The following is a 23326-nucleotide window of genomic DNA, read 5'->3' as shown; positions in this document are numbered from 1 at the left end:
CGTTTGGGATCAAAAGCCGCATCGCCCGAGGTGGTCCTCAATAGGGGAAAGCGCTATTTTGAAATGTCTCCCGCCTGACAATTCTGCGACAAAGTTTTCGGATGGGAGCAACCTCCATCTTTGGTCGGATGGTGATCGAAACGGTTATGCTGCGTTGCAGCAGAGCAGGAGTGACGAGACGGTGCGGCTGGCTTCGGGATCATGATTTCAGAGGATCAATTGAAGCGCGTCGCTGCCTGGTCGCGCGAGCTCACGCAAGCGGAGATCGAGGTCGCTCGTGCCGGGATCACGGAGCGGTCCTACGGCACCGGCGAGACCGTCTTCATGCGCGGCGACACGTTCGACTATTGGGCCGGCATGGTCTTTGGGCTTGCCCGGATGGGCGGGGTCTCGCGCGACGGCAAGGAGACGAGTCTCGCCGGGCTGACGGCGGGGGCCTGGTTCGGCGAGGGCAGCGTGCTCAAGAACGAGCCGCGCCGCTATGACGTCGTCGCGCTGCGCAACAGCCGCGTCGCGCTGATGGAACGCAGCGCCTTCATGTGGCTGTTCGAGAACAGCGTCGGCTTCAACCGCTTCCTGGTGCGCCAGCTCAACGAACGGCTCGGCCAGTTCATCGGCATGCTCGAGGTCAACCGCACGCTGGATGCCACTGCGCGGCTTGCCCGTAGCATCGCCTCGCTGTTCAATCCGATCCTCTATCCGGAATCGACCGCGCATCTGGAGATCACCCAGGAGGAGATCGGCGCTCTTTCCGGCATGTCCCGCCAGAATGCCAACCGCGCGCTGAACCGGCTGGAGAAAGAGGGGCTGCTGCGGCTCGAATATGGCGGCGTCACCATCCTCGATATCGAGAGGCTGCGGGGTTACGGGGACGAGTGAGACCTCTGCTTCGCAATGAGAGCAATGTCTGTGAAAAAGCATTGGTGTCTTGCGGGCGGGCGCCTCGCATAGGTCATCCGCCCTGACGGACGTCAATGCGAGCCGACGTTGATTTTTTGTTGTCTCCGAGGAGTGTCACTTGACTGGGAAGCAACTTTTGATAGCATCCCGGAGTGGCCCTTGAACGTGAGCGAGAGGCCCAATTGGAATTGACAAAAATCATTTCAGTCGTTTCGGCGGGTGCTTGAATGCAGCCGCGGACACCAAGTTGCTACACGACCGCGCAATGATCTCGATGACCGCATAACCTTCTACCGTGCCGTGCGAGCGCGTTCTGGCCCGCTTCCTGGGGCCAGCGGCGGTCTCACGCGAACTCAGCCCACGGTTCAAGGTCGCGCAGTGATGTCGGTCTGTGATTGACGATCGTCGGCGGCATACATGCTTGTTCGGCCTCAGTGGCGTCACTTTCGACGGAGAGTGGTCATATGCTCGATCAATTATCGAAGCCCCAGTTAGATAACTCCAATAAATCCATTCGAACGTTGCACTGGCCGAGCTGTTTCGAGGTCATGAGATTGGCCTTGGCCGGAGTGCACACGAGAGGAGCCGCGTTCCGGAGGAAGCTCTTGCTCAAGGCCATGAATCCAATCGCCGCACCTCCGCTGGAGATCGGTCTCGATCCCCGTCCAATGGTCTATTTGGCCTCGCAACTGGAATCTCAGGAGACGGCCCATCGTATAATTTGCGCGATCCTTCTTGTCTTGACCGTGTTCGCATTCATTCTAGGCATGCCCGAGGCCACATTCGTGCTTCTCTTTCTCGTGGCAGCGGTTGCCGTCGGCAAACGCCATGTCGACCGTCAAGCGAAGCTGCGCGACTTCGCGAGGAACAAGTTCAACCTGGACAAGGCGACGCAACTGCTCAACGCGCCGCATGACAGCAAGCTGGATGTCGGCATTGGTCCGAGCGACCAGCGCGTGCTGGTCTTCAAGGATTTCGATCCGTTTAAATTCGCTGGGGTACCAGTTGGTAAATGGTCCTTCACGGTTGATGTCGAAAGGCCGGCACAAACTGCGTCAGGCCCAGCGCAAGTTCATCCGGTATCTTGCGGAGAAATTGAAGCCGCCATCAAACGGGAGCTTCCAGGGAGTGGCTTCGGCGACTTGCTCGTAAGGGAGATCATCGCGATTCGCGGTGAGGATGCCTTCATCCTTCCGATGGTCTCGCACGAGGCCAATATCAACCAACCGAACGTAAGCTTGGACGAGGTCGCGGTAGCCGACCTCGCAGAGAGGCACCCTAATCTTGTTCGATGCTACATCATGTTCCATGACATTCGCTGGGACGGCGGATTGATACTCACTCATGTCGTCAGAACCGTGCTCCAGGGCAAGATTTTTTACATCGAGACGAGCAGATTTGCGCTTACTCCGCCCACCAAGGAATTCAAAGGCACAGATACCACCAATTTCAACAAGAAGCCGGCAACAAGAATCCGCGAGTTTTTTGGATTGGCAATGGTCAGCCCGTTTGTGGTCATCGTCGAAACATACAACCTTCTGAGATTTGCCACGCTGAGCCGTTCGATCAAGCAGCTCAAAAAGGAATATCTGGAAAGCCTGGAAACAAACCCAATGTTCAACTACGGGGCCGCCGACAGCACGAGACGCGAGATGATGGACGAGAAATTTGACCATTATTCTCAGAAGGCGGATCTGGATTTCTCCGTGAAGGCGTTTGATCAGACCATTGTGGAGCTGATCTACAAGTACATGCAGGACCACGGCGTTGATGTTTCTGATCTCCGTAATAAGGTCATGACCATCTACAATTCGGGTATCATGGTCCAGGGTGGAGATGTGACGGCGCAGACGATGGCCGTTGGGCAAGGTGCCACGGCACAAACCAGTCAGACAAGTTCTCTTGGTGGCAGGTCGCATACATCATGAGCAGAAAATCAGACGCCTCGGGTAATCAAGGTATCATCGCGGATACGGTAAGCGCCCAAGTGATGGCCGTTGGCACGAATGCGACGGCAATTCAAAGCCTCTCTTCGGGAGAGCTTGCTCAATTTCGCGCGTCACTCCAAGAACTCAAAACCACTATCGAGGGGATCGGGCTTCCAGAGCAGGCGAAGGCATCGATTTCCGAGCACGTGAAGGGGTTGGAGGCGGAGGCCGCGAAAGCCAATCCGGATCGAGGTCGGGTGGAAGGTGCGCTCAGATCGCTGGCTTCCTCGGCCAAACTGCTGGGAGAGTTCGTATCAAATGCCGGAACAGTTCTCGCGCCTATCGCAAAGATTGCCGCAATATTTGGTTTTTCAATCCTTTAGCCGATCGAGAATGAAGGGTGATGTCTGTCGGGGCGATGCGGATGTAGCGTCATCCGACGGCTTATCTTGCTTCTTGGTAGGCGGCCGGTTGTTCTGCGCCATCAATCCGTTCGCCGCTGATGAAACAGGATGGGCTTCGCAAGGGATCAACCCATCCTGCGCGCGCTCTCGAAGTTTCGGGCACAGCTGCGGTGCCACGAGCGACGCACAGCCTAGCGTGCATTGGCCGGCGCGTGCACCGGCCAGAGGTCGGCGCGCCAGCGCACGGCGATCGCCATCATTGCGATGAACCCCGATACGGCATAGAGCGACCCCGTCGCGGAATAGCCGATGATGTCGATCAGGCTGCCGGCCGCGAGCAATCCGAGCGGCAGGCCGTAGATCACCATCATCCGCACGCCCATCACGCGGCCGCGAAGGTGGGCGCTGGCCGTGCGCATCAGGATGACGGCAGCTGATATCATCGACATGCTCTGGGCGATGCCGGCGAGCACGAGGCAGGCCATCGCCACCGGCATGGTCCTGATCTCGACGAACACCAGCAGCATGGCGTACCACGCCAGCGTCGCGCCGATCAGGAGCCGGGCAATGCGCAATCCTCTGACGAGGCTGAGCGTGATGGAGCCGATCAGCGAGCCGACGGCGAAGCTCGCCGAAAGATAACCGAGACCGGTCTGATCGGTGTGAAAGATGTCCCGCGCGATGTAGGGCAGCAATCCGCCGGTGAAAGGAAAGGCGGTCAGGTTGGCCAGGAAGGCGACGCATAGCGCCGCGCGCATCCCCGCGCCATTCCAGGCGTAGACGATCCCTTCCTTCAGATCGCCCAGCAATCTCGAAACGGCGCGGCTGTCTGCCGGAAGATGAGTTGTGGCAATGGTCCTTTTGGGCCGGGTCAGGCACAGCATGAGCAGCGCGGCCGCGAGATAGAGGCAAACGATCACCACGTAGACGAGGCCAATGCCGAGGACGGCAAACAGCCCCGCGCCTGTCAACGCGCCGGCGATGCGCGCGCTGTCCTGGGTCGTGCGCGCAACGCTGATGGCGCCCACCAGTTGCTCGCTCGGCATGATCTCGGCAAGCAGCGCGCCGCGAACGCCGAGGTCCGAGGGGCGAATCAGGCCCATGATTGCGACGATGATCATGACGCCTGGCGGGGTCAGGTGACCGGTCAGCGCCAGAGTCATGATGGTCGACGCGAGCACCATATAGGCAAGACGCATCGCGACCAGGAGATCGCGATGACCCATGCGGTCGCCGATCATGCCGAACACCGGCGCCACCAATGTCCCGACGAACTGGAGCGATGCAAGCACGGTGAGCAGCAGCACCGAGCCGGTCTCGACCATGATGTACCAGCCGAGCACCAGCGTCTCGATCTCGAACGCCCAGGAGGTGAGCAGATCGGAGGGCCACTGGAAACGATAATTGCGGATGCGAAATGGCGCGAGCGCGGAGGGGCGTGCGGGTGTGCTCAAGTCTCGACGACGGGTATCACGGCGATTCCCTTGCCTTGTTGTTTCTTCTTGCTGTCCGGCAACCTAGCGCTGACGGTGCTCGTGTCAATCGCAGCCGCCGCAGGCCGCCCCCGCGCTCGGCTCTTCCCTCGCCGCAGGCCTTGGCTTCCGCTCCGCCAGTGCCGTCGCCATGGCCGAGATCAGGGGCCGCATGAAATAGGCTTCGTCGGCCGGCGAGACGTCCGTGCGCAGACCAAGCGCGGTAAGCTCGCCCGAGACCGCTGGCCCTACCGACGCGATCAGCGTCCGCTCGAGGCCGGCGCGCAGCTTCGCCTCGCTGCCGTGGGCTCTCGCAGCTTCGATCAGCCGGCGGACCTGCCCGAGATTGGTCAGCGCGATGGAATCGATCCGCCCTTCGGCCATCTCGTCGATCGCGGCGACGATGTTGGCATCCGCCGCCTTTGAGTCGTAGGCATAAGGCAGCACGACATCGACATCGGCACCTTGTGCGGCAAGCGCACAGGTCAGCGCGCTGTGATCCTTGTCGGGATAGAGCTGGAGGCCGAGGCGGTGCCCCTTCAAATCGAGCTTGCCGAGCATCTCGATCACGCCCTCGGTGGTCGGCTTCTCCGTCGTCTGCTGCGCCTCGAGCCCGACTTCGCGCAATGCCTTGCCGGGCTTTGGGCCGCGGGTGAATTTTCGTGATCTGGCAAGCGCCGCCACGAGAGCCTGGTCGAGCCCTCGCGCGATGGCGAGCTTCATGATCCGCCGCAGCCCTTCGCCGGTCATCAGCACGAGATCGTCGAAGGGCTTGTCGATGGCGCGGCGGATCCAGGCGTCGACCGGGGCGGGGTCCGGTGCATCCTGGATGGTGAACATCGGGCATTGCACGACCTCGGCGCCTTGCTCGGCCAGCAGCTTCGAAAACTGCGCCTCCTCGCGCGTTTCCAGGATCAGGATGCGGGTGCCGTTCAAGCGGTCGGCCATGAGCCTACTCCGGTCAGTCAAAGCAATGGTGCGTTCATCCTGACTCCACGGTCGGGATTGGCGCAAGGTGGGGTCGGTGATAGAGCAGGCGCAAATCGCGGGGCGTTCCGCAGCCGTTGCCCAAACCTTCATCAAGGCCCATTGTTTCAAACACCATGCCAGATCATCAATATGTCCTGACCCTGTCCTGTCCGGATCGTCCCGGCATCGTCTCGGCGGTGTCGACCTTCCTGGCGAATTCCGGACAGAACATCCTCGACGCCCAACAGTTCGACGACACCGAGACCAACAAGTTCTTCATGCGGGTGGTGTTCACCGCCGCCGATCTCGCGGTGGAGCTGTCGGCGCTCCAGACCGGCTTTACGGCGATCGCCGAGCGTTTCGGCATGGAATGGCAGATGCGCGATCGGGCCGCGCATCGCAAGGTGATGCTGCTGGTGTCGAAGTCCGACCACTGCCTGGTCGACATCCTCTATCGCTGGCGCACCGGCGAGCTGCCGATGACTTTGGCCGCAATCGTCTCCAACCATCCGCGCGAGGTCTATGACGGGCTCGATTTCGGCGGGGTTCCGTTCCACTATCTGCCTGTTACGAGAGAGACCAAGCGCGAGCAGGAGGCGCAGATCCTCGATCTCGTCGCCAAGACCGGGACCGATCTCGTCGTGCTCGCCCGCTATATGCAGATATTGTCCGACGATCTCTCGGCAAATCTGTCGGGACGCTGCATCAACATCCACCACTCGTTCCTGCCGGGTTTCAAGGGCGCAAAACCCTATCACCAGGCTCATGAGCGTGGCGTCAAGCTGATCGGCGCCACCGCGCATTACGTCACGCGCGACCTCGACGAGGGCCCGATCATCGACCAGGACGTCGAGCGCATCAGCCATCGCGACACGCCTGAGGATCTCGTCCGCAAGGGCCGCGACATCGAGCGCCGCGTGCTGGCGCGCGCGATCCGCTACCATCTCAACGACCGCGTCATCCTCAACGGCCGCAAGACCGTGGTGTTCGTGGATTGATTTGTCCCCACCTCTCGCCGCAAGCGGCGAGGGGGCGCGACTTAACGCACCGCAGCGCCGGACGCTGAGCCCGTTGCGCCCTTTTGCGCCTGCTCTTCCTTTTCGCGATCCGCTGCAGGCATCAGCCGCTTGCGCTCGCGCTCCTTCATGAAGGCATCGTATTGCGGCGTGCCCGCCCGCGGCGGGGCGTCCGCCGGCAAGCCGCCGGCCCATTGCGGGACGTAGTCGCCCATGCCGGACGAGAGCTTTTCGTTGACGGTGCCGCAGCCGGACAGGCCCGCGGAGAGCGCGAGGAGGATCAGGAGGGAACAACAGGATCTGGGCATTGTACGGGGGCGCGAGGTCAGTCGTTTTGGACGCCAGGTCAGGCTGTCGTCGGGAGAGTAGCCTTCAACAGGTAAAATAGACTTATTCGAGGTAGGTAATTTGATACCGGATTGTGCCGACCCAGGCCTTGCCGATGTTCAAATTCTGCAAACAAAAGACGAAATTCTCCATCCCCTCGGCTGACAGCGTTTCTAGACTGCGGCAAGGGCCTCGCGACAAAAGTGGTTTGATCGGAGATAGGGTTTTTTCGTTGACAGGTCCATTTTGTTTGTACAATCGTACAAAAGATCGCGGCCGCAATCGTGATGCCCGGGTTACCCGGACGTGACCCGATATCGCTTCTGCCGTCGGCAATCGGAAGGCTCGGCTTGCGCCGAATGGTCGCCAAACGTCCGATTGACAATAAGGGCGCGAAAGACGCCATGTGGCGCGCGACATCACGCGTGCGTGAGCTCGACTTAAGACAAGGACCGGGCACTCGGTCCGGCGCACAAGAGATCAGGAATGAAGGGGAGGGACATCTGATGTTCGAACGCAAACAACTGTCTCGTACGACTGTTTGGGCCGCAGCAGCTACCGCCATCGCGGGCCTGGTGGCCATCGCTCCGGTCAAGGCCGAGGACAGCGTCAAGGTCGGCCTGATCCTGCCGATGACCGGCGGCCAGGCCTCGACCGGCAAGCAGATCGAGAACGCGATCAAGCTCTACATGCAGCAGAAGGGCGACACCGTCGCCGGCAAGAAAATCGAGATCATCCTCAAGGACGATGCTGCGATTCCGGACAAGACCAAGACTGCCGCGCAGGAGCTGATCGTCAACGACAAGGTCCATTTCATCGCCGGTTTCGGCGTGACGCCGGCCGCGCTCGCGGCGGCGCCGCTGGCCACGCAAGCCAAGATTCCGGAAGTCGTGATGGCAGCCGGCACCTCGATCATCACCGAGCGGTCGCCCTATATCGTGCGCACCAGCTTCACGCTGGCGCAGTCCTCCACCATCATCGCCGACTGGGCGGTGAAAAACGGCATCAAGAAGGTGGCGACCCTGACCTCGGACTATGCGCCGGGCAATGACGCGCTGAACTTCTTCAAGCAGAATTTCACCGCCGGTGGCGGCGAGGTGGTCGAAGAGGTGAAGACGCCGCTTGCCAATCCGGATTTCGCGCCGTTCCTCCAGCGTATGAAGGATGCCAAGCCTGACGCGATCTTCGTGTTCGTGCCGGCTGGCCAGGGCGGCAACTTCATGAAGCAGTATGCCGAACGCGGGCTCGACAAGGCGGGCATCAAGGTGATCGGACCGGGTGACGTGACCGACGACGACCTCCTCAACAACATGGGCGACGCCGTGCTGGGCACGGTCACCGCGCACCTCTATTCCGCGGCGCATCCCTCGCAGATGAACAAGGATTTCGTCGCGGCCTACAAGAAGGCGTACGGAAACCGGCCGGGCTTCATGGCGGTGAGCGGCTATGACGGCATTCACCTGATCTACGAAGCGCTGAAGAAGACCAATGGCGACACCGACGGCACCAAGCTGGTCGAAGCCATGAAGGGCCAGAAGTGGGAGAGCCCGCGCGGCCCTATCTCGATCGACCCCGAGACCCGCGACATCGTGCAGAACATCTACATCCGGAAGGTCGAGAAGGTCGACGGCGAGCTCTACAACGTCGAGTTCGCGACCTTCGAGGCCGTCAAGGATCTCGGCAAGACCAAGAAGTGACGCGCGAAAGCGCGTCATCCCCGCGCGCATTAGCGCGCATCGGGGATCTCGCCCACCACTCTCGTCATGCCCGGGCTTGACCCGGGCATCCACGCGAGAGCCGAACCAAGAACGTGGATGGCCGGGACAAGCCCGGCCATGACGCCCAACTCCAAGCTGAGACGATGACCTCTATCCTCACCAACCTGTTCGATGGCGTTGCCTACGGCATGCTGCTGTTCGTGCTGGCTTGCGGGCTCGCGGTCACGCTCGGCTTGATGAACTTCGTCAATCTCGCCCATGGCGCCTTCGCCATGGCCGGCGGCTATGTCTGCATGGTGCTGGTCAATCGGATGGGCTGGCCATTCTTCGCTGCATTGCCGCTTGCCTTCGTCTCCTCCGCTGCGATCGGCATCGTGCTCGAGCGCACGCTGTACCGACACCTCTATGCGCGCAGCCATCTCGACCAGGTGCTGTTCACGATCGGCCTCACGTTCATGTCGGTCGCGGCCGTCGACTACATCCAGGGCTCGTCGCGGGTCTTCATCAATTTGCCGGCGGCGCTCCAGGGCCAGTTCGACGTGTTCGGCGTCGGCGTCGGCCGCTACCGGCTGATGATCATCGTGATCTGCGGGCTGCTCACCATTGCTCTCCAGATGGTGCTCGCGAAGACGCGGTTCGGCAGCCGTCTGCGCGCCGCGGTCGATGATCCCCGCGCCGCGAGCGGCCTCGGCATCAACGTGCCGCAGGTGTTCGCCTTCACATTTGCTTTTGGTTGCGGCCTGGCCGGTCTCGGCGGCGCGCTGAGCGCCGAGATCCTCGGCCTCGACCCGTATTTTCCGCTGAAGTTCATGATCTACTTCCTGATCGTGGTCACCGTCGGCGGCTCGTCCTCGATCACCGGGCCGTTCCTGGCCTCGCTGCTGCTCGGCATCGGCGACGTCGCCGGAAAATATTACGTGCCCAAGATGGGACCTTTCGTGATCTACACCATGATGATCGTGATCCTGATCTGGCGCCCGAACGGCCTGTTCGGCCGCACGGCCGCGCGTTGAGTTCGCCGATGAGCGCCTCCTCCGACGTCGGCTATCACGCCCAGCGCCAGGCCCGCTGGCACTATGGCGAGGCTGCTTTCTGGCTGATCGTGCTGGCCTGCGGCTTCGTATTTCCCACGCGCTACCTGATCATGACCGACATCCTGCGGCTGGCGCTGTTTGCGATGTCGCTGGATCTCGTCCTCGGCTATGCCGGCATCGTCTCGCTCGGCCATGCCGCCTTCTTCGGCGCCGGTGCTTACGCGGCGGGGCTTCTCGCGCTGCATGGGATCATCAACGAGCCCGTGCTTGCGCTCGTCGTCGCAGGCCTTGTCGCGATGGTGCTCGGCTTCGCCACCAGCTTCCTGGTAATCCGCGGCGTCGACCTGACGCGGCTGATGGTGACACTCGGCATCGCGTTGTTGCTCGAGGCGCTGGCCGAACGCTTCTCCAACATCACCGGCGGCACCGACGGCCTGCAGGGTATCGAGATGCAGCCGATCTTCGGCGAGATCCCGTTCGACATGTTCGGCAAGACCGGCTTCTTCTATTCGCTCGCCGTTCTGTTCCTGTTGTTCCTGTTCGCCCGCCGCGTCGTGCACTCGCCGTTCGGTCTGTCATTGCGGGCGATCAAGAACAATCCGCTGCGCGCGGCCGCGATCGGCATTCCCGTCAACCGCCGCCTGATTGCGATCTACACGCTCGCGGCGTTCTATGCCGGCATCGCAGGCGCACTGTTCACCCAGACCACCGCGATCGCCTCGCTCGACGTGTTCGCCTTCGAGCGCTCGGCGGACCTGATGCTGGTGCTCGTGATCGGCGGCACCGGCTATCTCTATGGCGGGCTGATCGGCGCGGTGCTGTTCCGCATGCTGCAGGAGTTGTTCTCCACCATCACCCCGCAATACTGGCAGTTCTGGATCGGCCTCGTGCTGGTCGTGATCGTCCTGGTCGGCCGCCAGCGCCTGCATCGTTGGATGCTGTATGTGCCCAATCTGGTCATCAAGCAGATAGCCGGGCGCAAGGCCGTCGTCGGCGTGCCGGAGAGCGACGCATGACCATCGCGCTCGAAACCCAAAATCTCGAAAAGCAGTTCGGTGGTCTGCGCGTCACCCGCGACTTGTCGCTAAAAATCGAACAAGGCGCCCGCCACGCGCTGATCGGCCCGAATGGCGCCGGCAAGACCACGGTCATCAACCAGCTCACCGGCGTGCTCAAGCCGAACTCGGGCCGCATTCTGCTCGAAGGCCAGGACATCACCGATCTGCCCGTGCACAAGCGGGTGTTGCGCGGCTTGTCGCGTACCTTCCAGATCAACCAGCTCTATCCCGACCTGACCCCGCTCGAGACCATCGGTCTCGCTGTCTCCGAGCGCCTCGGCCATGGCGGTGACTGGTGGCGGCGGATGGGTACGCGCAGCGACGTCAACGGCGAGATCGCCGACCTCCTGACGCGCTTCCACCTGCTCGACGCCATGAACGAGCAGACCGTGACGCTGCCTTACGGCAAGCAGCGCCTGCTCGAGATCGCGGTCGCGATCGCCGCCAAGCCGCGCGTGCTGCTGCTGGACGAGCCCGCCGCCGGCGTGCCCGAGAGCGAGCGCCATGACATTCTCGCCGTCGTAGGCAGCCTGCCGCGCGACGTCACGGTGCTGCTGATCGAGCACGACATGGACCTCGTGTTCTCCTTCGCCGACCGCATCTCTGTCCTGGTCTCCGGTGCGCTGCTCACCGAAGGCCCGCCCGAGCAGGTCGCGCGCGACCCGCAGGTCAAGGCAGTCTATCTCGGCGAGGAGGCGGTCAATGTCTGACCTGCTCGCGATCGACTCGCTTCGCGCCGGCTACGGCGAGGCAGTGGTGCTGCCGAACATGTCCCTGCGTCTTGCCGAAGGCCAGGTGCTGGCGCTGTTGGGGCGCAACGGCACCGGCAAGACCACGCTGATCAACTCGATCGTCGGCGTCACCCGTCGCTTCTCCGGCACCGTCGGGCTGGCTGGCACCGACGTCACGACCTTGCGGCCGGACCAGCGGGCGCGCGCCGGGATCGGCTGGGTGCCGCAGGAGCGCAACATCTTCCGCTCGCTCACGGTGGAGGAGAACATGTCCGCAGTGGCCCAGCCCGGCCCCTGGACGGTCGAGAGGGTCTACGAGATGTTCCCGCGGCTGAAGGAGCGGCGGAGCAATTTTGGCAACCAGCTCTCCGGTGGTGAGCAGCAGATGCTGGCGATCGGCCGCGCGCTGACCATTAATCCGAAGGTGCTTCTCTTGGACGAGCCGACCGAGGGCCTTGCCCCCATCATCGTCGAGGAGCTTTTGAAGGCGATCGGGACCATCACGCGGGCGGGCGGCATCTGCTCGATTATCGTCGAGCAGAATGCCCAAAAGATTCTGGGGCTGGCCGACCGTGTTGTGATATTGGAGCGCGGAACGATCGTCCACGACGCCCCGAGCGCCGCGCTGAAGGCCGACCCGTCGGTCCTCGAGCGCCACCTCGGCGTCGCAGGGGCGGCGGCCCACTAAAAATAACTGGGAGTAAGAAATGCAGCGAACCAAAGCCCCCTTTCGCGCCGACGAGGTCGGCAGCCTCCTGCGCCCCGCCAAGATCAAGGAAGCCCGCGCCAGGCTGGAGAAGGGCGAGATCTCGGCCGACGATCTGCGCAAGATCGAGGACATGGAGATCGAGAAGGTCGTGCATAAGCAGGCCTCGCTCGGCCTGAAGCTCGCAACCGACGGCGAATTCCGCCGCTCCTGGTGGCATTTCGACTTCCTGGCCAAGCTCACCGGTTGCGAAATGTTCCACCCCGACACCGGCATCCAGTTCGCGGGCGTCGAGACCCGGCACGACGCGGTGCGCGTAATCGGCAAGCTCGATTTCCCCGATGACCATCCGATGCTGGATCACTTCCGCTTCCTGAAGAAGGTCGCCGACCAGGCCCACGTCACCGCGAAGATGACGATCCCGTCGCCGGCGGTGTTGCACTTCCGTGGCGGCCGCAAGGCGATCTCCAAGGACGTCTATCCCGATCTCGACGCCTTCTACCAAGACCTCGGCAAGACCTACCGCAAGGCCGTGAAGGCGTTCTACGACGCCGGCTGCCGCTATCTCCAGTTCGACGATACGGTGTGGGCCTATCTCTGCTCGCCGGACGAATTGCAGAAGGCGCGCGAGCGCGGCGACAATCCGGAAGGCCTTCAGCAGATCTATGCGCGCGTCATCAACTACGCGCTGGCCGAGAAGCCCGCCGACATGGTGGTGACGACGCATGTCTGCCGCGGCAATTTCCGTTCGACCTGGATTTCCTCAGGCGGCTACGAGCCGGTTGCCGAGACCATGCTCGCCGGCACCAATTACGACGGCTATTTCCTCGAATACGACAGCGACCGCGCCGGTGGCTTCGAGCCGCTGCGCTTCCTGCCCAAGGGCAACAAGGTCGTCGTGGTCGGCGTCATCACCTCGAAGTTCGGTGAACTCGAGAACAAGGACGCGATCAAGCGCCGTCTCGAGGAAGCCGCCAAGTTCGCCCCGCTGGAGCAACTCGCACTCTCCCCGCAATGCGGTTTTGCGTCGACGGAGGAGGGCAACGTCCTCTCCGAAGAGGAGCAGTGGGCCAAGCTCAGCCTCGCCGTGGAGATCGCGAAGGAAGTGTGGGGTCAATAAGGCTCCACTCGCTCATTGTCATTCCCCGCGCAGGCGGGGAATCCAGTACGCCGCAGCGTTTCCGCATCTCTCGCTATCTCGGACTACTGGATCGCCCGGTCAAGCCGGGCGATGACACCGAACGAGTGGCGGGTGGCATCGCGCTCCTGTAAGCGGGATACAAACGCCCCTCACTTCTCCGCCAGATAAACCTCTCCCAGCAGCGACGAGTTCGACCACGGCACCTGCTTGTTCTTCGTCGTCGACACCACCTCCGCCCGCACCCGTGTCAGCATCTGCTGCACTTCCAGGCCGGGCGTGCCGAGATGGCGGGAGAGCGCAGCGGAAAACGGCGAGTTGGCGCCTTCGCCGTCGAGCGCAACCTGGCCCGGCGCAGTGGCGAAAGCGATCAGCGTGCCGGCGCCGAGCGTCGCACCGGCGCCCAGGCTCGTTGGCGCTGCGAGACCCGAGGCAGCTTCGATGGCGCGGCTGGTGCCGGCCGATGCGACCTGCTGTGCCATGGGATTGTTGCGGCAGGCATCGAAGATCAAAATGTTGGTGCGGACCTGGTCGTCGAGGCCGGCCATGATCGTGTCCATGTCGATCATCGCGTCCGTCATCCTCGCGCCCGGCTTGAACTCGACGTCGACGGGAATGAGATAGTTGCGACCGTCGACCTGCACGCCGTGGCCCGCATAGTAGACCACTACGACCTGCGCACGCGCCGCTTCCCGCAAGACGTCACGCGTCATCTTCTGCATCGCCGCGCGGTCGAGATCGACGCCTTCTGATACCGTGAAGCCGATTTCGCGCAAGGCCCTGGCAACGGCGCGCGCGTCATTGGGCGGATTGGGCAGCGCCTTGACATGCGCATAGGCGCCGTTGCCGATGATCAGCGCCATGCGCGTGCCGCGCGCGGCCGGAGCAGGCGAGGGGGGTGGCGCGGCACCCGTCTGCTGGGGAGCCGGTGCCTGTGCCGGCTCGGTCGTCGGTGACGGCGCATCGCGCGGGATCGGTGCGCTTGCGTCGGTGATCAGCGACAGCCGCACCTTTGCGGTGGCTTGATTGGCCTTGCTGCCGGCATCGGATGCCGCGATCGCCAGCGTGGCCTTGTAGTCGTCGCTCGCGTGCGCGTAATCGCCTTTCGCCTCATAGGCCAGCGCGCGATGGGTGTAGCCCGAGATCAGCACGCTGTTCGGCGGCGTCATGATGTTGACGGGCGGCTTCTCCTTCGCGAGCCGAATCGCTTCGCTGCCGTCGGCAATCGCGCGATCGTAATCGCCTCTGACACGCCAGATCGCGGTCCGGTTGATCAGCGGCTGCGGCAGTGTCGGGTCGAGCCGGATCGCTTGGTTGATGTCGGCCAGCGCGCCGTCGAGATCGCCGAGTGCCTCCTTGGAGATGCCGCGGTTCTGGAACGAGAATGCCGATCTGGGATCGGCCTTGATCGACATATCGTAATCGGCAATGGCCTTTGCGTAGTCGCCCTTGCCGCGCCAGGCATTGCCGCGATTATGGAAGATGGTACCGCTCGGCGGGCCCAGCTTCAGCGCATCGTCGAAATCGGCGATCGCGATCTCGTACTCGCCTCTGTCGTAGTAGGCAGATCCCCTGAGATTAAAGACTGCCTGGTTCGGCTGGAGTCTGATCGCTTCCGTGGCGTCGGTGATGACCTTGGCGTAATCGCCCTTTTTGTTCCAACCCACCGCGCGCCAGAAGTAGACCGTTGCGAGCTGCTCGCCTTTGAACACCTTCAGCGTGATGATCTTGCTGCATGCGTCGATCATCTGGTCCACCGGCGTGGTGTCGGTGGTGCAGAGCGGCCCAAGCTGGTTGCGCGCCTGCGCAAAAGCGGGCGCCGACCACAGGGTTGCGGCGAGCAGGCAGAGCGCGACGAGCAGGCGACGCATTGGTGGTGGTCCCGTTGAGGAGAGGCGTCTGTTTGTTGCCCGGCAGGGCATGGTGGTTCACGGCCTCGCTGTTGTGCACACGGCAACGGGGCGGCTCTATCCCCTATTCCCTCAGTGGGCAGATTTTGCTACGAGGCGTTACCCAATCCTTCTGCCCACCGCGTCCCACTTCATGAAGAATGACGAAATCCTGAGCCAAATCACCGAGTTCTGCCGCAAGGCGGACATGGCGGAGTCGACGTTTGGCCGGCGCGCGGTGAACGATGGGAAGCTCGTGCACCGCCTGCGCGAGGGCAAGCGCATCACGATCGACACGCTGGACCGGATCCAGGCCTACATGGCCGCATCGATGGCCGGCGGCGTGCCTCCCCCGCGGGGACTTCAGGTGCCCCCGGAAAAGCGCGATCCGCGCGGCAATTTCCGCTTTTTCGAGAACCGCCAGAAATACCTGCTGTTTGTCCACACTTGCAGTGAGAAGCGGGTGGTCGCCGAGCGGGTGGCGCTGGAGCTTGCCAGCATTCATCCCCGGCCGCCGGCGCTGCGCGTGTTCGATGCCGGCGTTGGCGACGGCACGGTGCTGGCGCGCGTGCTGCGCGCGATGCATCAGCGCTTTCCGCACATGCCGTTCTATGTCGCCGGCAAGGAGCTCAGTCTCGAGGACCTCCGCCTGACGCTGGACAAGGTGCCGGATCGCATTTTCGAGCATCCGGCCTCGGTGTTCGTTTTTACCAACATGCTTTACGCGGAGGCGCCCTGGCTCACGCCGGCATCGCCTGCGGCGGCCGCCGCGACAGTCTGGCACGAGGTTCCCCTGCGGGGGGCTTCCTCGGGCGAGTTCGAGACGCAAATCGCGGAGTTGAAGCCGTTTTTGGAGCAGAACTGGCGCGCGGCGGTCAGCCCGCGCACGGGGATGCCGCTCTATGAGCGGCCTGTCGTGCTGGTGCTCTATCGTGAAGATCAGCGGTTTTTGCTCGATTCGACCATTCCACGGCCGGGCCAGGCCGAGGCCAATTTTGACCTGGTTATTGCATCCCAGCCATACCGGGCGTTGTCCTCGGTCAATTTCCGGGCAAAACGGATCATTGCGCCCCTCGCGCGGGCCTTGCGGGCAGGCGGCCGCCTGATCGGAATTCACTCCCACGGGCAGGATCCGGGCATGGAGATGATCCAGGCGATCTGGCCCGGAGAAAACCCTTTCTCTGTGAGCCGTCATGAGCTATTGCGCGCGGTGAAGTACGAGCTCGGCTCGGTGGGCCGCGACTTAAATTTTAATGCTTATGCGGATAACCGCTCGATCTTCAGGTATGATATGGAAGCTCTGCCCAACGAGGTGACAGGCTCTATCGGCACCTCGACGGCCTTTGCAGCGTGGAATGCGGCGGTGTACGTCGCTCAGATTGAGGACGACCGGTTGACGGAAATGACTCAAAACGGCCGCACTCTGGATGCCGCCAGGGACGTGCTGCGAAAGTACAATGGGCTCTGGTTTCTCGACGAATCCTACGTCATCTCGCGCCGGCGTGATTGACATCATTCAAAGCTAAATATCGCAACGCCCGCCAGCTAGCGGCGGAACAAGGGGTTACTGATGCGCGCGTCCTATCTCTTCACCAGCGAGTCCGTGTCCGAAGGCCATCCGGACAAGGTGTGCGACCGGATCTCCGACGAGATCGTCGATCTGTTCTACCGCGAAGGACCGAAAGCCGGCATCGATCCCTGGCAAATTCGCGCCGCCTGCGAAACGCTCGCGACCACCAACAAGGTCGTGATCGCCGGTGAGACCCGCGGTCCCGCATCCGTCACCAATGAGCAGATCGAAGGTGTCGTGCGCGCCGCGATCAAGGACATCGGCTACGAGCAGGAAGGTTTCCACTGGCAGAAGGCCGACATCGAGATCCTGCTGCATCCGCAGTCCGCCGACATCGCGCAGGGCGTGGATGCGCTGCAGCCGGGCGAAGTCAAGGAAGAGGGTGCGGGCGACCAGGGCATCATGTTCGGCTACGCCACCAACGAGACGCCGGATCTGATGCCGGCGCCGATCTTCTACGCCCATAAGATCCTGCGCCTCATCTCGGAAGCGCGCCACTCCGGCCGCGAGAAGGTGTTGGGCCCGGACTCCAAGAGCCAGGTCACCGTGCAGTATGAGAATGGCAAGCCGGTTGGCGTGCGCGAGATCGTGGTGTCGCATCAGCATCTGGTCGAGGACATCTCGTCCAAGCAGATTCGCGACATCGTCGAGCCCTATGTGCGCGAGGCGCTGCCGAAGGATTGGATCACGGCGAAGACCATCTGGCACATCAACCCGACCGGCAAGTTCTACATCGGCGGTCCCGACGGCGATTCCGGCCTGACCGGCCGCAAGATCATTGTCGACACCTATGGTGGCGCGGCTCCGCACGGTGGCGGCGCGTTCTCCGGCAAGGATCCGACCAAGGTCGACCGCTCGGCCGCCTATGCGGCACGCTATGTCGCCAAGAACATCGTCGCGGCCGGTCTTGCGGATCGCTGCACATTACAGCTCGCCTACGCCATCGGTGTGGCGCGTCCGCTGTCGATCTACATCGATACCCACGGCACGGGTAAGGTGTCGGAGGAACAGCTCGAGAAGGCCGCCGCCAAGGCGATGGATCTCACCCCGCGTGGCATCCGCAGCCATCTCGATCTCAACCGCCCGATCTACGCGCGCACCTCCGCCTACGGTCATTTCGGCCGTACCCCCGACAACGAGGGCGGCTTCTCCTGGGAGAAGACCGATCTCGTCGAAGCGCTCAAGCGCGCCGTCTAAACGCTCTTACCTCGCCCCGCTTGCGGGGAGAGGTCGCCGCGAAGCGGCGGGTGAGGGGGACTCTCCACTGGCTCAGTGCGCGGATGGAGCCCCTCACCCCAGCCCTCTCCCCGTAAAAACGGCAAGAGGGAGAAGACTGTGCCGCAAGGCGCTTCGTTTGCTTCGTTACTGACACGCCAGACCCACCACTAGGAAACAGACATGAACGCGAAGCCCGGCTTCACCGATTACATCGTTAAGGACATTTCGCTCGCCGATTTCGGCCGCAAGGAGCTCTCCCTCGCCGAGACCGAGATGCCCGGCCTGATGGCCACCCGCGAAGAGTATGGCCCGAAGCAGCCGCTGAAGGGCGCGCGCATCGCCGGCTCGCTGCACATGACAATCCAGACCGGCGTGCTGATCGAGACGCTGGCCGCGCTCGGCGCCGACATCCGCTGGGTCTCCTGCAACATCTATTCGACGCAGGACCACGCCGCGGCGGCGATCGCAGCCGCCGGCATTCCGGTGTTCGCCGTCAAGGGTGAGAGCCTTACCGAGTACTGGGACTACACCGCCAAGCTGTTCGACTGGCACGGCGGCGGTCACCCGAACATGATCCTCGACGACGGCGGCGACGCCACCATGTACGTCCATCTCGGTCTGCGCGCCGAGAACGGCGACACCAAATTCCTGGACAAGCCGGGCTCGGAAGAAGAGGAAGTCTTCTTCGCGCTTCTGAAGAAGCAGCTCAAGGAGAAGCCGAAGGGCTACTTCGCCGAGATCGCCAAGAGCATCAAGGGCGTTTCCGAAGAGACCACCACGGGCGTGCATCGTCTCTATGACATGCAGAAGGCCGGCACGCTGCTATGGCCGGCCATCAACGTCAACGACAGCGTCACCAAGTCGAAGTTCGACAACCTCTATGGCTGCCGTGAATCGCTGGTCGACGGCATCCGCCGCGGCACCGACGTGATGATGTCGGGCAAGGTCGCGATGGTCGCGGGCTTCGGCGACGTCGGCAAGGGTTCGGCCGCCTCGCTGCGCCAGGCCGGCTGCCGCGTCTTGGTCTCCGAAGTCGATCCGATCTGCGCGCTGCAGGCGGCGATGGAAGGCTATGAAGTCGTGACCATGGAAGACGCCGCGCCCCGCGCAGACATCTTCGTCACCGCGACCGGCAACAAGGACATCATCACGATCGAGCACATGCGCGCGATGAAGGATCGCGCCATCGTCTGCAACATCGGTCACTTCGACAACGAGATCCAGATCGCGGGTCTGCGTAACCTGAAGTGGACCAATATCAAGCCGCAGGTCGACGAGATCGAATTCCCCGACAAGCATCGCATCATCATGCTGTCGGAGGGCCGCCTCGTGAACCTCGGCAATGCGATGGGCCATCCGTCCTTCGTGATGTCGGCCTCCTTCACCAACCAGACGCTGGCGCAGATCGAGCTCTTCGCCAACAACAAGGACGGTAAGTACAAGAAGGAAGTGTACGTGCTGCCGAAGTCGCTCGACGAAAAGGTCGCGCGCCTGCACCTCGCCAAGATCGGCGTCAAGCTCACCGAGCTGCGCAAGGACCAGGCCGACTACATCGGTGTCAAGCAGGAAGGTCCGTACAAGTCGGACCATTACCGCTACTGATCCGCAGATCGTATCTATTATCGACGCAAAGCCCCGGAGCGATCCGGGGCTTTGTTGTATCGAGCGCGACGCACGTGTCTCTTCGCGGTTGTGTCAGGGCCGATTGCCAGTTGACGAACGATGATCCCGGTCAGACAATCCTAGACGGCGGAGGAAGCAATGGCTCAAGACCATTTCGACGTGCTGATCGTCGGTGCCGGCCTGTCCGGCATCGGCGCGGGCTATCATCTTCAGATCAAATGTCCGGGCAAGAGCTACGTCATCCTCGAGGGGCGCGACTGCATTGGCGGCACCTGGGATCTGTTTCGCTATCCCGGCGTCCGCTCCGACAGCGACATGTTCACGCTCGGTTATTCCTTCAAGCCCTGGACCGATCCGAAGGCGATCGCCGACGGCGCGCAAATCCTCAACTACGTTCGCGAAACCGCGGCCGAGAACGGCATCGAGAAGCACATCCGCTTCCACCATCGCGTCAAGCGCGCCGGGTGGTCGACGAATGAGGCGCGCTGGACTGTCGAGGCCGAGCGCATCACCGGCGAGGGCGCTATCGAAACCGTGCGCTTCACCTGCAATTTCCTGTTCATGTGCTCGGGCTATTACAAATACGAGGCAGGGTACACGCCGGAGTTTCCAGGCGTGGCGGATTTCGCCGGCCGCATCGTGCATCCGCAGAAATGGTCCGACGACATCGACTGCGCGGGCAAGCGCGTCGTCGTGATCGGCTCGGGCGCGACCGCGGTGACGCTGGTGCCGGAGCTCGCCAAGACGGCCGCGCAGGTCACCATGCTGCAGCGCTCGCCGACCTATGTGGTATCGCGCCCGGCGCAGGATCCCGTCGCCAACAAATTGCGGCGCAATCTGCCGACGCGGCTTGCCTATCACCTGATCCGCTGGCGCAACGTGATGTGGGGGATGTTCTTCTTCCAGCTCAGTCGGCGCCGCCCTGCGAAAGTCAAGGAGCTGGTTCTCAAGGGCGTGCAGATGGCGCTCGGTCCCGACTACGACGTCGCGACCCATTTCACGCCGCGCTACAATCCGTGGGACCAGCGGCTCTGCCTCGTGCCGGATGGCGATCTGTTCAAGGCGATCCGTGAGCAGCGCGCCTCCGTGGTCACCAAAGAGATCGACACGTTTACGCACGACGGCATCCGCCTGAAGGACGGCAGCGAGCTTGCGGCGGACATCGTCGTGACCGCGACGGGACTGGTGCTCCAGGTTGTCGGCGGGTTGGAGGTGAGCGTCGACGGCCGCACCGTCGATTTCGCCAATACGCTGACCTACAAAGGCATGATGTATGCCGACGTGCCCAACATGGCCTCCGCCTTCGGCTACACCAACGCATCATGGACGCTGAAATGCGACCTCACCTGCGAGTATGTCTGTCGGCTCATCAACTACATGGACCGGCACAATTTTCGGCAGTGCATGCCGCATAATGACGATCCCACGATCACGGCGCAGCCGTCGCTCGATTTCACCTCGGGCTATGTGCAGCGCTCGGTCGCAAAGATGCCGAAGCAAGGCTCGAAGCAGCCGTGGCGGCTCTACCAAAACTACGCGCTCGACATCGTCTCCTTGCGGTTCGGCCGGATCGACGACGGCGTGATGCAATATTCCTGATCGCGACGACCTCGGCGTTCTAAGCCTTGCGCGTGGTAAGCGGCAGGGCAAGATCAATCGCGAGTGCGAGCACCACGGCGCCACCGCCCAGCGCGAACAGGACGAGATAATCGCCGCCGGTCTGCGCGTAGATCCAGGAGAAGCCGTAGGCCGCGGCCGCCTGGAACAGCGCAAAGCTGGTCGTGGCATGGCTCCACGTCCTGCGCTGCTGCTCGGCAGAATGGGGGACCAGCTCATGGATACGTCCGAGCACGAGCGGTACGATGCCGGGTGTGAAGCCGCCGACCACCACGCTCGACACGATCAGCAAGAGAGGCGCGGTACTGACGGTCGGGAGCAACACGGCGGCCGCTTCGATCAGGAAGGCGGCGCGTAGCGCGGGTCCAAACCCAGCGCGATTGCCGAGATGACCGGTGACAAGGGGGCCGACGATTGCGCCAAGGCCGTAGAGCACCCAGTAGTGCGATCCCGCGGCAATACCTTGGCCGAGGCCGCGCGCGACGAAATCGACGATGAAGACCATGTGCGGCACCAGCGCCACCGCGTTGAGGCCGTATTGGACGAGCAAGCCGCGAACAGCGGGCGAAGCGTGCTTCGCCCGCTGCGATGACACGGTATCGGTCTTGGCCTCGGCAGGCCAGTTCCACCAGCTCACCAGCGTGAGCGTGCCCGAGACCACGCCAAGACCATACCAACTCTGTTGCAAGCCTTGTTGCAGCAATAGCGGCACCAGCGTGCCCGATGCGGCGACACCGAGCCCGACACCGGCAAAGATCACGCCGCCGACCACGCCGCGCTTCGCGGCCGAGGTATGGGGCAGAATGACGGAGGCCGCCAGCACCATGATGATTCCGCCGGTGAGCCCCGACAGGAAGCGCCAGGCGAAAAACCAGGTGAACGACACCGGGGTTGAGCTGGCAAAAAAAGAGAGGGTCGCGAGCAACATCATCGCCCGCAAAGCGCGAACGGCGCTGATGCGCGCGGCCACGGTCCGCGCCGCGAGCGCGCCGGCGAGATAGCCGGCCAGGTTCGCTGCACCGAGATAGACGACGTCGGACGGGTCGAACCATTTTGCGGCGATCAGGGCCGTGATCAGCGGCGTGTAGGAAAAGCGCGCGAGGCCAAGTCCGACCAGCGATGCTGACAATCCGGCTACCGCATATCGCCAGGTTTGCTGTGAAGGAATCTCTGATGTCGAACCCGACCGCTGATGCGGTCGGGGATGAACTTGCTGCTTGGCATCTGCGTCTGTCATGTCGTCCTCGTGCGCGCGAAGGCGCTAGCGTTCAGTGGCCCGCGCTCTGGCCGCCGTCGACATGCAGGATTTCGCCGGTGACGAAGGAGGCGCCCTCGAGATAGAGCACTGCGTCGACGACGTCGGACATCTCGCCCATATGGCCGACAGGATGCAGCGCATCGAGCTGGGCGTGCGTCGCGACGGGATGCATCGGAGACTTGATGATGCCGGGCGACACCGCGTTCACGCGGATACCGCGCTTGGCATATTCGATCGCGAGCGACTTGGTCGCGGCGCTCAACCCGCCCTTGCTCAGCGAGGCCAGCACCGAGGGCACGTTCGAATTGGCCTGGTCGACCAGCGTGGTAGTGATCTGGACAATGTGGCCGGACCCCTGCTTCTCCATCTCGGCGATGGCGAGCTGCGTGACGTGGAAGAAGCCCGCGACGTTGGTACCCATCACCGCCGCATAGTCCTCCGCCGTGTACTGCGTGAACGCCTTTGCGACAAAAATGCCGGCGTTGTTGACCAGCGTGTCGACGCGGCCGAAGCGGGCGACGGCTTGCGAGACCACGCGCTCGGCGGTGTTCCGGTCGGCGATGTCGCCGGCAATGGCGATGACATCGTCATCGCCCGACGGCTTGATGGAGCGCGCTGTCGCGACTACGCGATAGTTTCGATCGCGAAAACCCTGGACCAGGGCGGCACCGATACCCTGCGAAGCACCGGTGATGATGGCAACCTTCTGTTCGATACCCATGATGGGCTCCTGTTGTAGGCTTTCAGAAC

Annotated in this window: 20 protein-coding genes; 14 read left to right on the top strand and 6 right to left on the bottom strand. The window is 62.7% G+C overall.

The annotated features are described in order from the left end of the window. Positions 1-201: 201 nt before the first annotated feature. From AC0L20_RS27890 to AC0L20_RS27880, 3 genes are all read left to right on the top strand, one after another. Entirely contained in the window at positions 202-879 is a 678-nt protein-coding gene (locus AC0L20_RS27890; protein ID WP_354057953.1) for a Crp/Fnr family transcriptional regulator, read from the top strand. Between the two features lie 626 nt (positions 880-1505). Next, on the top strand, positions 1506-2828 hold the full coding sequence (locus AC0L20_RS27885; RefSeq protein WP_473293910.1) for a hypothetical protein: 1323 nt from the start codon (positions 1506-1508) through the stop codon (positions 2826-2828). Then, on the top strand, positions 2825-3211 hold the full coding sequence (locus AC0L20_RS27880; protein WP_354057957.1) for a hypothetical protein: 387 nt from the start codon (positions 2825-2827) through the stop codon (positions 3209-3211). Before AC0L20_RS27885 ends, AC0L20_RS27880 begins: the two co-directional genes overlap by 4 nt. 212 nt (positions 3212-3423) lie before the next feature. On the opposite strand, the gene AC0L20_RS27875 is transcribed toward AC0L20_RS27880, so the two are convergent. Beyond that, positions 3424-4686, bottom strand: a complete 1263-nt coding sequence (locus AC0L20_RS27875; RefSeq protein WP_473293909.1) for an MFS transporter — start codon at positions 4684-4686, stop codon at positions 3424-3426. Positions 4687-4770: 84 nt separating this feature from the next. Next, entirely contained in the window at positions 4771-5652 is an 882-nt protein-coding gene (locus tag AC0L20_RS27870; protein ID WP_473293908.1) for a uroporphyrinogen-III synthase, read from the bottom strand. Between the two features lie 155 nt (positions 5653-5807). Here AC0L20_RS27870 and purU point away from each other — a divergent pair, with 155 nt between their 5' ends. After that, entirely contained in the window at positions 5808-6671 is an 864-nt protein-coding gene (gene purU, locus AC0L20_RS27865) for a formyltetrahydrofolate deformylase (RefSeq protein WP_456769068.1), read from the top strand. 41 nt (positions 6672-6712) lie between these two features. Here purU and AC0L20_RS27860 read toward each other — a convergent pair whose 3' ends face one another. Beyond that, a complete protein-coding gene (locus tag AC0L20_RS27860) occupies positions 6713-6997 on the bottom strand; it encodes a hypothetical protein (protein WP_456769069.1) in 285 nt (94 codons plus the stop codon). Positions 6998-7522: 525 nt separating this feature from the next. On the opposite strand from AC0L20_RS27860, the gene AC0L20_RS27855 reads away from it, so the two are divergent. The 6 genes from AC0L20_RS27855 to AC0L20_RS27830 all read left to right on the top strand — a co-directional run bounded on the left by AC0L20_RS27855 (position 7523) and on the right by AC0L20_RS27830 (position 13383). Then, positions 7523-8713 carry an ABC transporter substrate-binding protein gene (locus AC0L20_RS27855; RefSeq protein WP_473283893.1) on the top strand — a complete coding sequence of 397 codons (1191 nt, stop codon included), beginning with the start codon at positions 7523-7525 and terminating at the stop codon, positions 8711-8713. Between the two features lie 164 nt (positions 8714-8877). Next, positions 8878-9747 (top strand): branched-chain amino acid ABC transporter permease, encoded by an 870-nt coding sequence (locus AC0L20_RS27850; RefSeq protein ID WP_027566805.1) that lies wholly within the window; start codon positions 8878-8880, stop codon positions 9745-9747. An 8-nt stretch (positions 9748-9755) separates the two neighbouring features. Further along, complete coding sequence (locus AC0L20_RS27845) at positions 9756-10784, top strand: branched-chain amino acid ABC transporter permease (RefSeq protein ID WP_473293907.1); 1029 nt, start codon at positions 9756-9758, stop codon at positions 10782-10784. Beyond that, positions 10781-11536, top strand: a complete 756-nt coding sequence (locus AC0L20_RS27840) for an ABC transporter ATP-binding protein (RefSeq protein WP_106946330.1) — start codon at positions 10781-10783, stop codon at positions 11534-11536. Before AC0L20_RS27845 ends, AC0L20_RS27840 begins: the two co-directional genes overlap by 4 nt. Continuing rightward, entirely contained in the window at positions 11529-12245 is a 717-nt protein-coding gene (locus AC0L20_RS27835; RefSeq protein ID WP_456769072.1) for an ABC transporter ATP-binding protein, read from the top strand. The genes AC0L20_RS27840 and AC0L20_RS27835 overlap by 8 nt, the downstream gene beginning before the upstream one ends. Before the next feature lie 19 nt (positions 12246-12264). Next, the gene (locus tag AC0L20_RS27830) at positions 12265-13383 is read left to right on the top strand and encodes a cobalamin-independent methionine synthase II family protein (protein WP_473293906.1); all 1119 of its coding nucleotides are present in this window, start codon (positions 12265-12267) and stop codon (positions 13381-13383) included. Between the two features lie 170 nt (positions 13384-13553). Here AC0L20_RS27830 and AC0L20_RS27825 read toward each other — a convergent pair whose 3' ends face one another. After that, the gene (locus AC0L20_RS27825; protein WP_473293905.1) at positions 13554-15272 is read right to left on the bottom strand and encodes a caspase family protein; all 1719 of its coding nucleotides are present in this window, start codon (positions 15270-15272) and stop codon (positions 13554-13556) included. 172 nt (positions 15273-15444) lie between these two features. Between AC0L20_RS27825 and AC0L20_RS27820 the strand changes: the two genes are divergently transcribed. The 4 genes from AC0L20_RS27820 to AC0L20_RS27805 all read left to right on the top strand — a co-directional run bounded on the left by AC0L20_RS27820 (position 15445) and on the right by AC0L20_RS27805 (position 21300). After that, positions 15445-16800: a hypothetical protein gene (locus AC0L20_RS27820; protein ID WP_456769074.1), complete on the top strand. Its 1356-nt coding sequence runs from the start codon at positions 15445-15447 to the stop codon at positions 16798-16800. Between the two features lie 60 nt (positions 16801-16860). Further along, positions 16861-18057, top strand: coding sequence for a methionine adenosyltransferase (gene metK, locus AC0L20_RS27815; protein ID WP_473293904.1), 1197 nt, complete (start codon positions 16861-16863; stop codon positions 18055-18057). Between the two features lie 201 nt (positions 18058-18258). Next, a complete protein-coding gene (gene ahcY / locus AC0L20_RS27810; RefSeq protein WP_027566812.1) occupies positions 18259-19680 on the top strand; it encodes an adenosylhomocysteinase in 1422 nt (473 codons plus the stop codon). A gap of 159 nt (positions 19681-19839) precedes the next feature. Beyond that, positions 19840-21300, top strand: coding sequence for a flavin-containing monooxygenase (locus AC0L20_RS27805; protein ID WP_473293903.1), 1461 nt, complete (start codon positions 19840-19842; stop codon positions 21298-21300). Between the two features lie 19 nt (positions 21301-21319). Here the strand turns inward: AC0L20_RS27805 and AC0L20_RS27800 are convergent, their stop codons facing one another. Both AC0L20_RS27800 and AC0L20_RS27795 read right to left on the bottom strand, forming a co-directional pair. After that, positions 21320-22555 carry a YbfB/YjiJ family MFS transporter gene (locus AC0L20_RS27800; RefSeq protein WP_473293902.1) on the bottom strand — a complete coding sequence of 412 codons (1236 nt, stop codon included), beginning with the start codon at positions 22553-22555 and terminating at the stop codon, positions 21320-21322. 31 nt (positions 22556-22586) lie between these two features. Then, positions 22587-23297, bottom strand: coding sequence for an SDR family NAD(P)-dependent oxidoreductase (locus tag AC0L20_RS27795; protein WP_473293901.1), 711 nt, complete (start codon positions 23295-23297; stop codon positions 22587-22589). Positions 23298-23326 lie beyond the last annotated feature (29 nt).

This window comes from Bradyrhizobium sp. Kon58 (assembly GCF_055807455.1).
The sequence above is the reverse complement of the archived record's forward strand: the minus strand, read 5'-3'. Positions and strand labels throughout refer to the sequence as shown.

Excerpts from the sequence above, each read along its gene's own strand:
- AC0L20_RS27890 (WP_354057953.1), top strand. The coding sequence starts at position 202 with ATGATTTCAGAGGATCAATTGAAGCGCGTCGCTGCCTGGTCGCGCGAG.
- AC0L20_RS27820 (WP_456769074.1), top strand. The coding sequence starts at position 15,445 with ATGAAGAATGACGAAATCCTGAGCCAAATCACCGAGTTCTGCCGCAAG.
- AC0L20_RS27840 (WP_106946330.1), top strand. The coding sequence starts at position 10,781 with ATGACCATCGCGCTCGAAACCCAAAATCTCGAAAAGCAGTTCGGTGGT.
- AC0L20_RS27825 (WP_473293905.1), bottom strand. The coding sequence starts at position 15,272 with ATGCGTCGCCTGCTCGTCGCGCTCTGCCTGCTCGCCGCAACCCTGTGG.
- AC0L20_RS27850 (WP_027566805.1), top strand. The coding sequence starts at position 8,878 with ATGACCTCTATCCTCACCAACCTGTTCGATGGCGTTGCCTACGGCATG.
- AC0L20_RS27845 (WP_473293907.1), top strand. The coding sequence starts at position 9,756 with ATGAGCGCCTCCTCCGACGTCGGCTATCACGCCCAGCGCCAGGCCCGC.
- purU (WP_456769068.1), top strand. The coding sequence starts at position 5,808 with ATGCCAGATCATCAATATGTCCTGACCCTGTCCTGTCCGGATCGTCCC.
- AC0L20_RS27800 (WP_473293902.1), bottom strand. The coding sequence starts at position 22,555 with ATGACAGACGCAGATGCCAAGCAGCAAGTTCATCCCCGACCGCATCAG.
- AC0L20_RS27795 (WP_473293901.1), bottom strand. The coding sequence starts at position 23,297 with ATGGGTATCGAACAGAAGGTTGCCATCATCACCGGTGCTTCGCAGGGT.
- AC0L20_RS27880 (WP_354057957.1), top strand. The coding sequence starts at position 2,825 with ATGAGCAGAAAATCAGACGCCTCGGGTAATCAAGGTATCATCGCGGAT.
- AC0L20_RS27835 (WP_456769072.1), top strand. The coding sequence starts at position 11,529 with ATGTCTGACCTGCTCGCGATCGACTCGCTTCGCGCCGGCTACGGCGAG.
- AC0L20_RS27855 (WP_473283893.1), top strand. The coding sequence starts at position 7,523 with ATGTTCGAACGCAAACAACTGTCTCGTACGACTGTTTGGGCCGCAGCA.
- ahcY (WP_027566812.1), top strand. The coding sequence starts at position 18,259 with ATGAACGCGAAGCCCGGCTTCACCGATTACATCGTTAAGGACATTTCG.
- metK (WP_473293904.1), top strand. The coding sequence starts at position 16,861 with ATGCGCGCGTCCTATCTCTTCACCAGCGAGTCCGTGTCCGAAGGCCAT.
- AC0L20_RS27870 (WP_473293908.1), bottom strand. The coding sequence starts at position 5,652 with ATGGCCGACCGCTTGAACGGCACCCGCATCCTGATCCTGGAAACGCGC.
- AC0L20_RS27860 (WP_456769069.1), bottom strand. The coding sequence starts at position 6,997 with ATGCCCAGATCCTGTTGTTCCCTCCTGATCCTCCTCGCGCTCTCCGCG.
- AC0L20_RS27805 (WP_473293903.1), top strand. The coding sequence starts at position 19,840 with ATGGCTCAAGACCATTTCGACGTGCTGATCGTCGGTGCCGGCCTGTCC.
- AC0L20_RS27830 (WP_473293906.1), top strand. The coding sequence starts at position 12,265 with ATGCAGCGAACCAAAGCCCCCTTTCGCGCCGACGAGGTCGGCAGCCTC.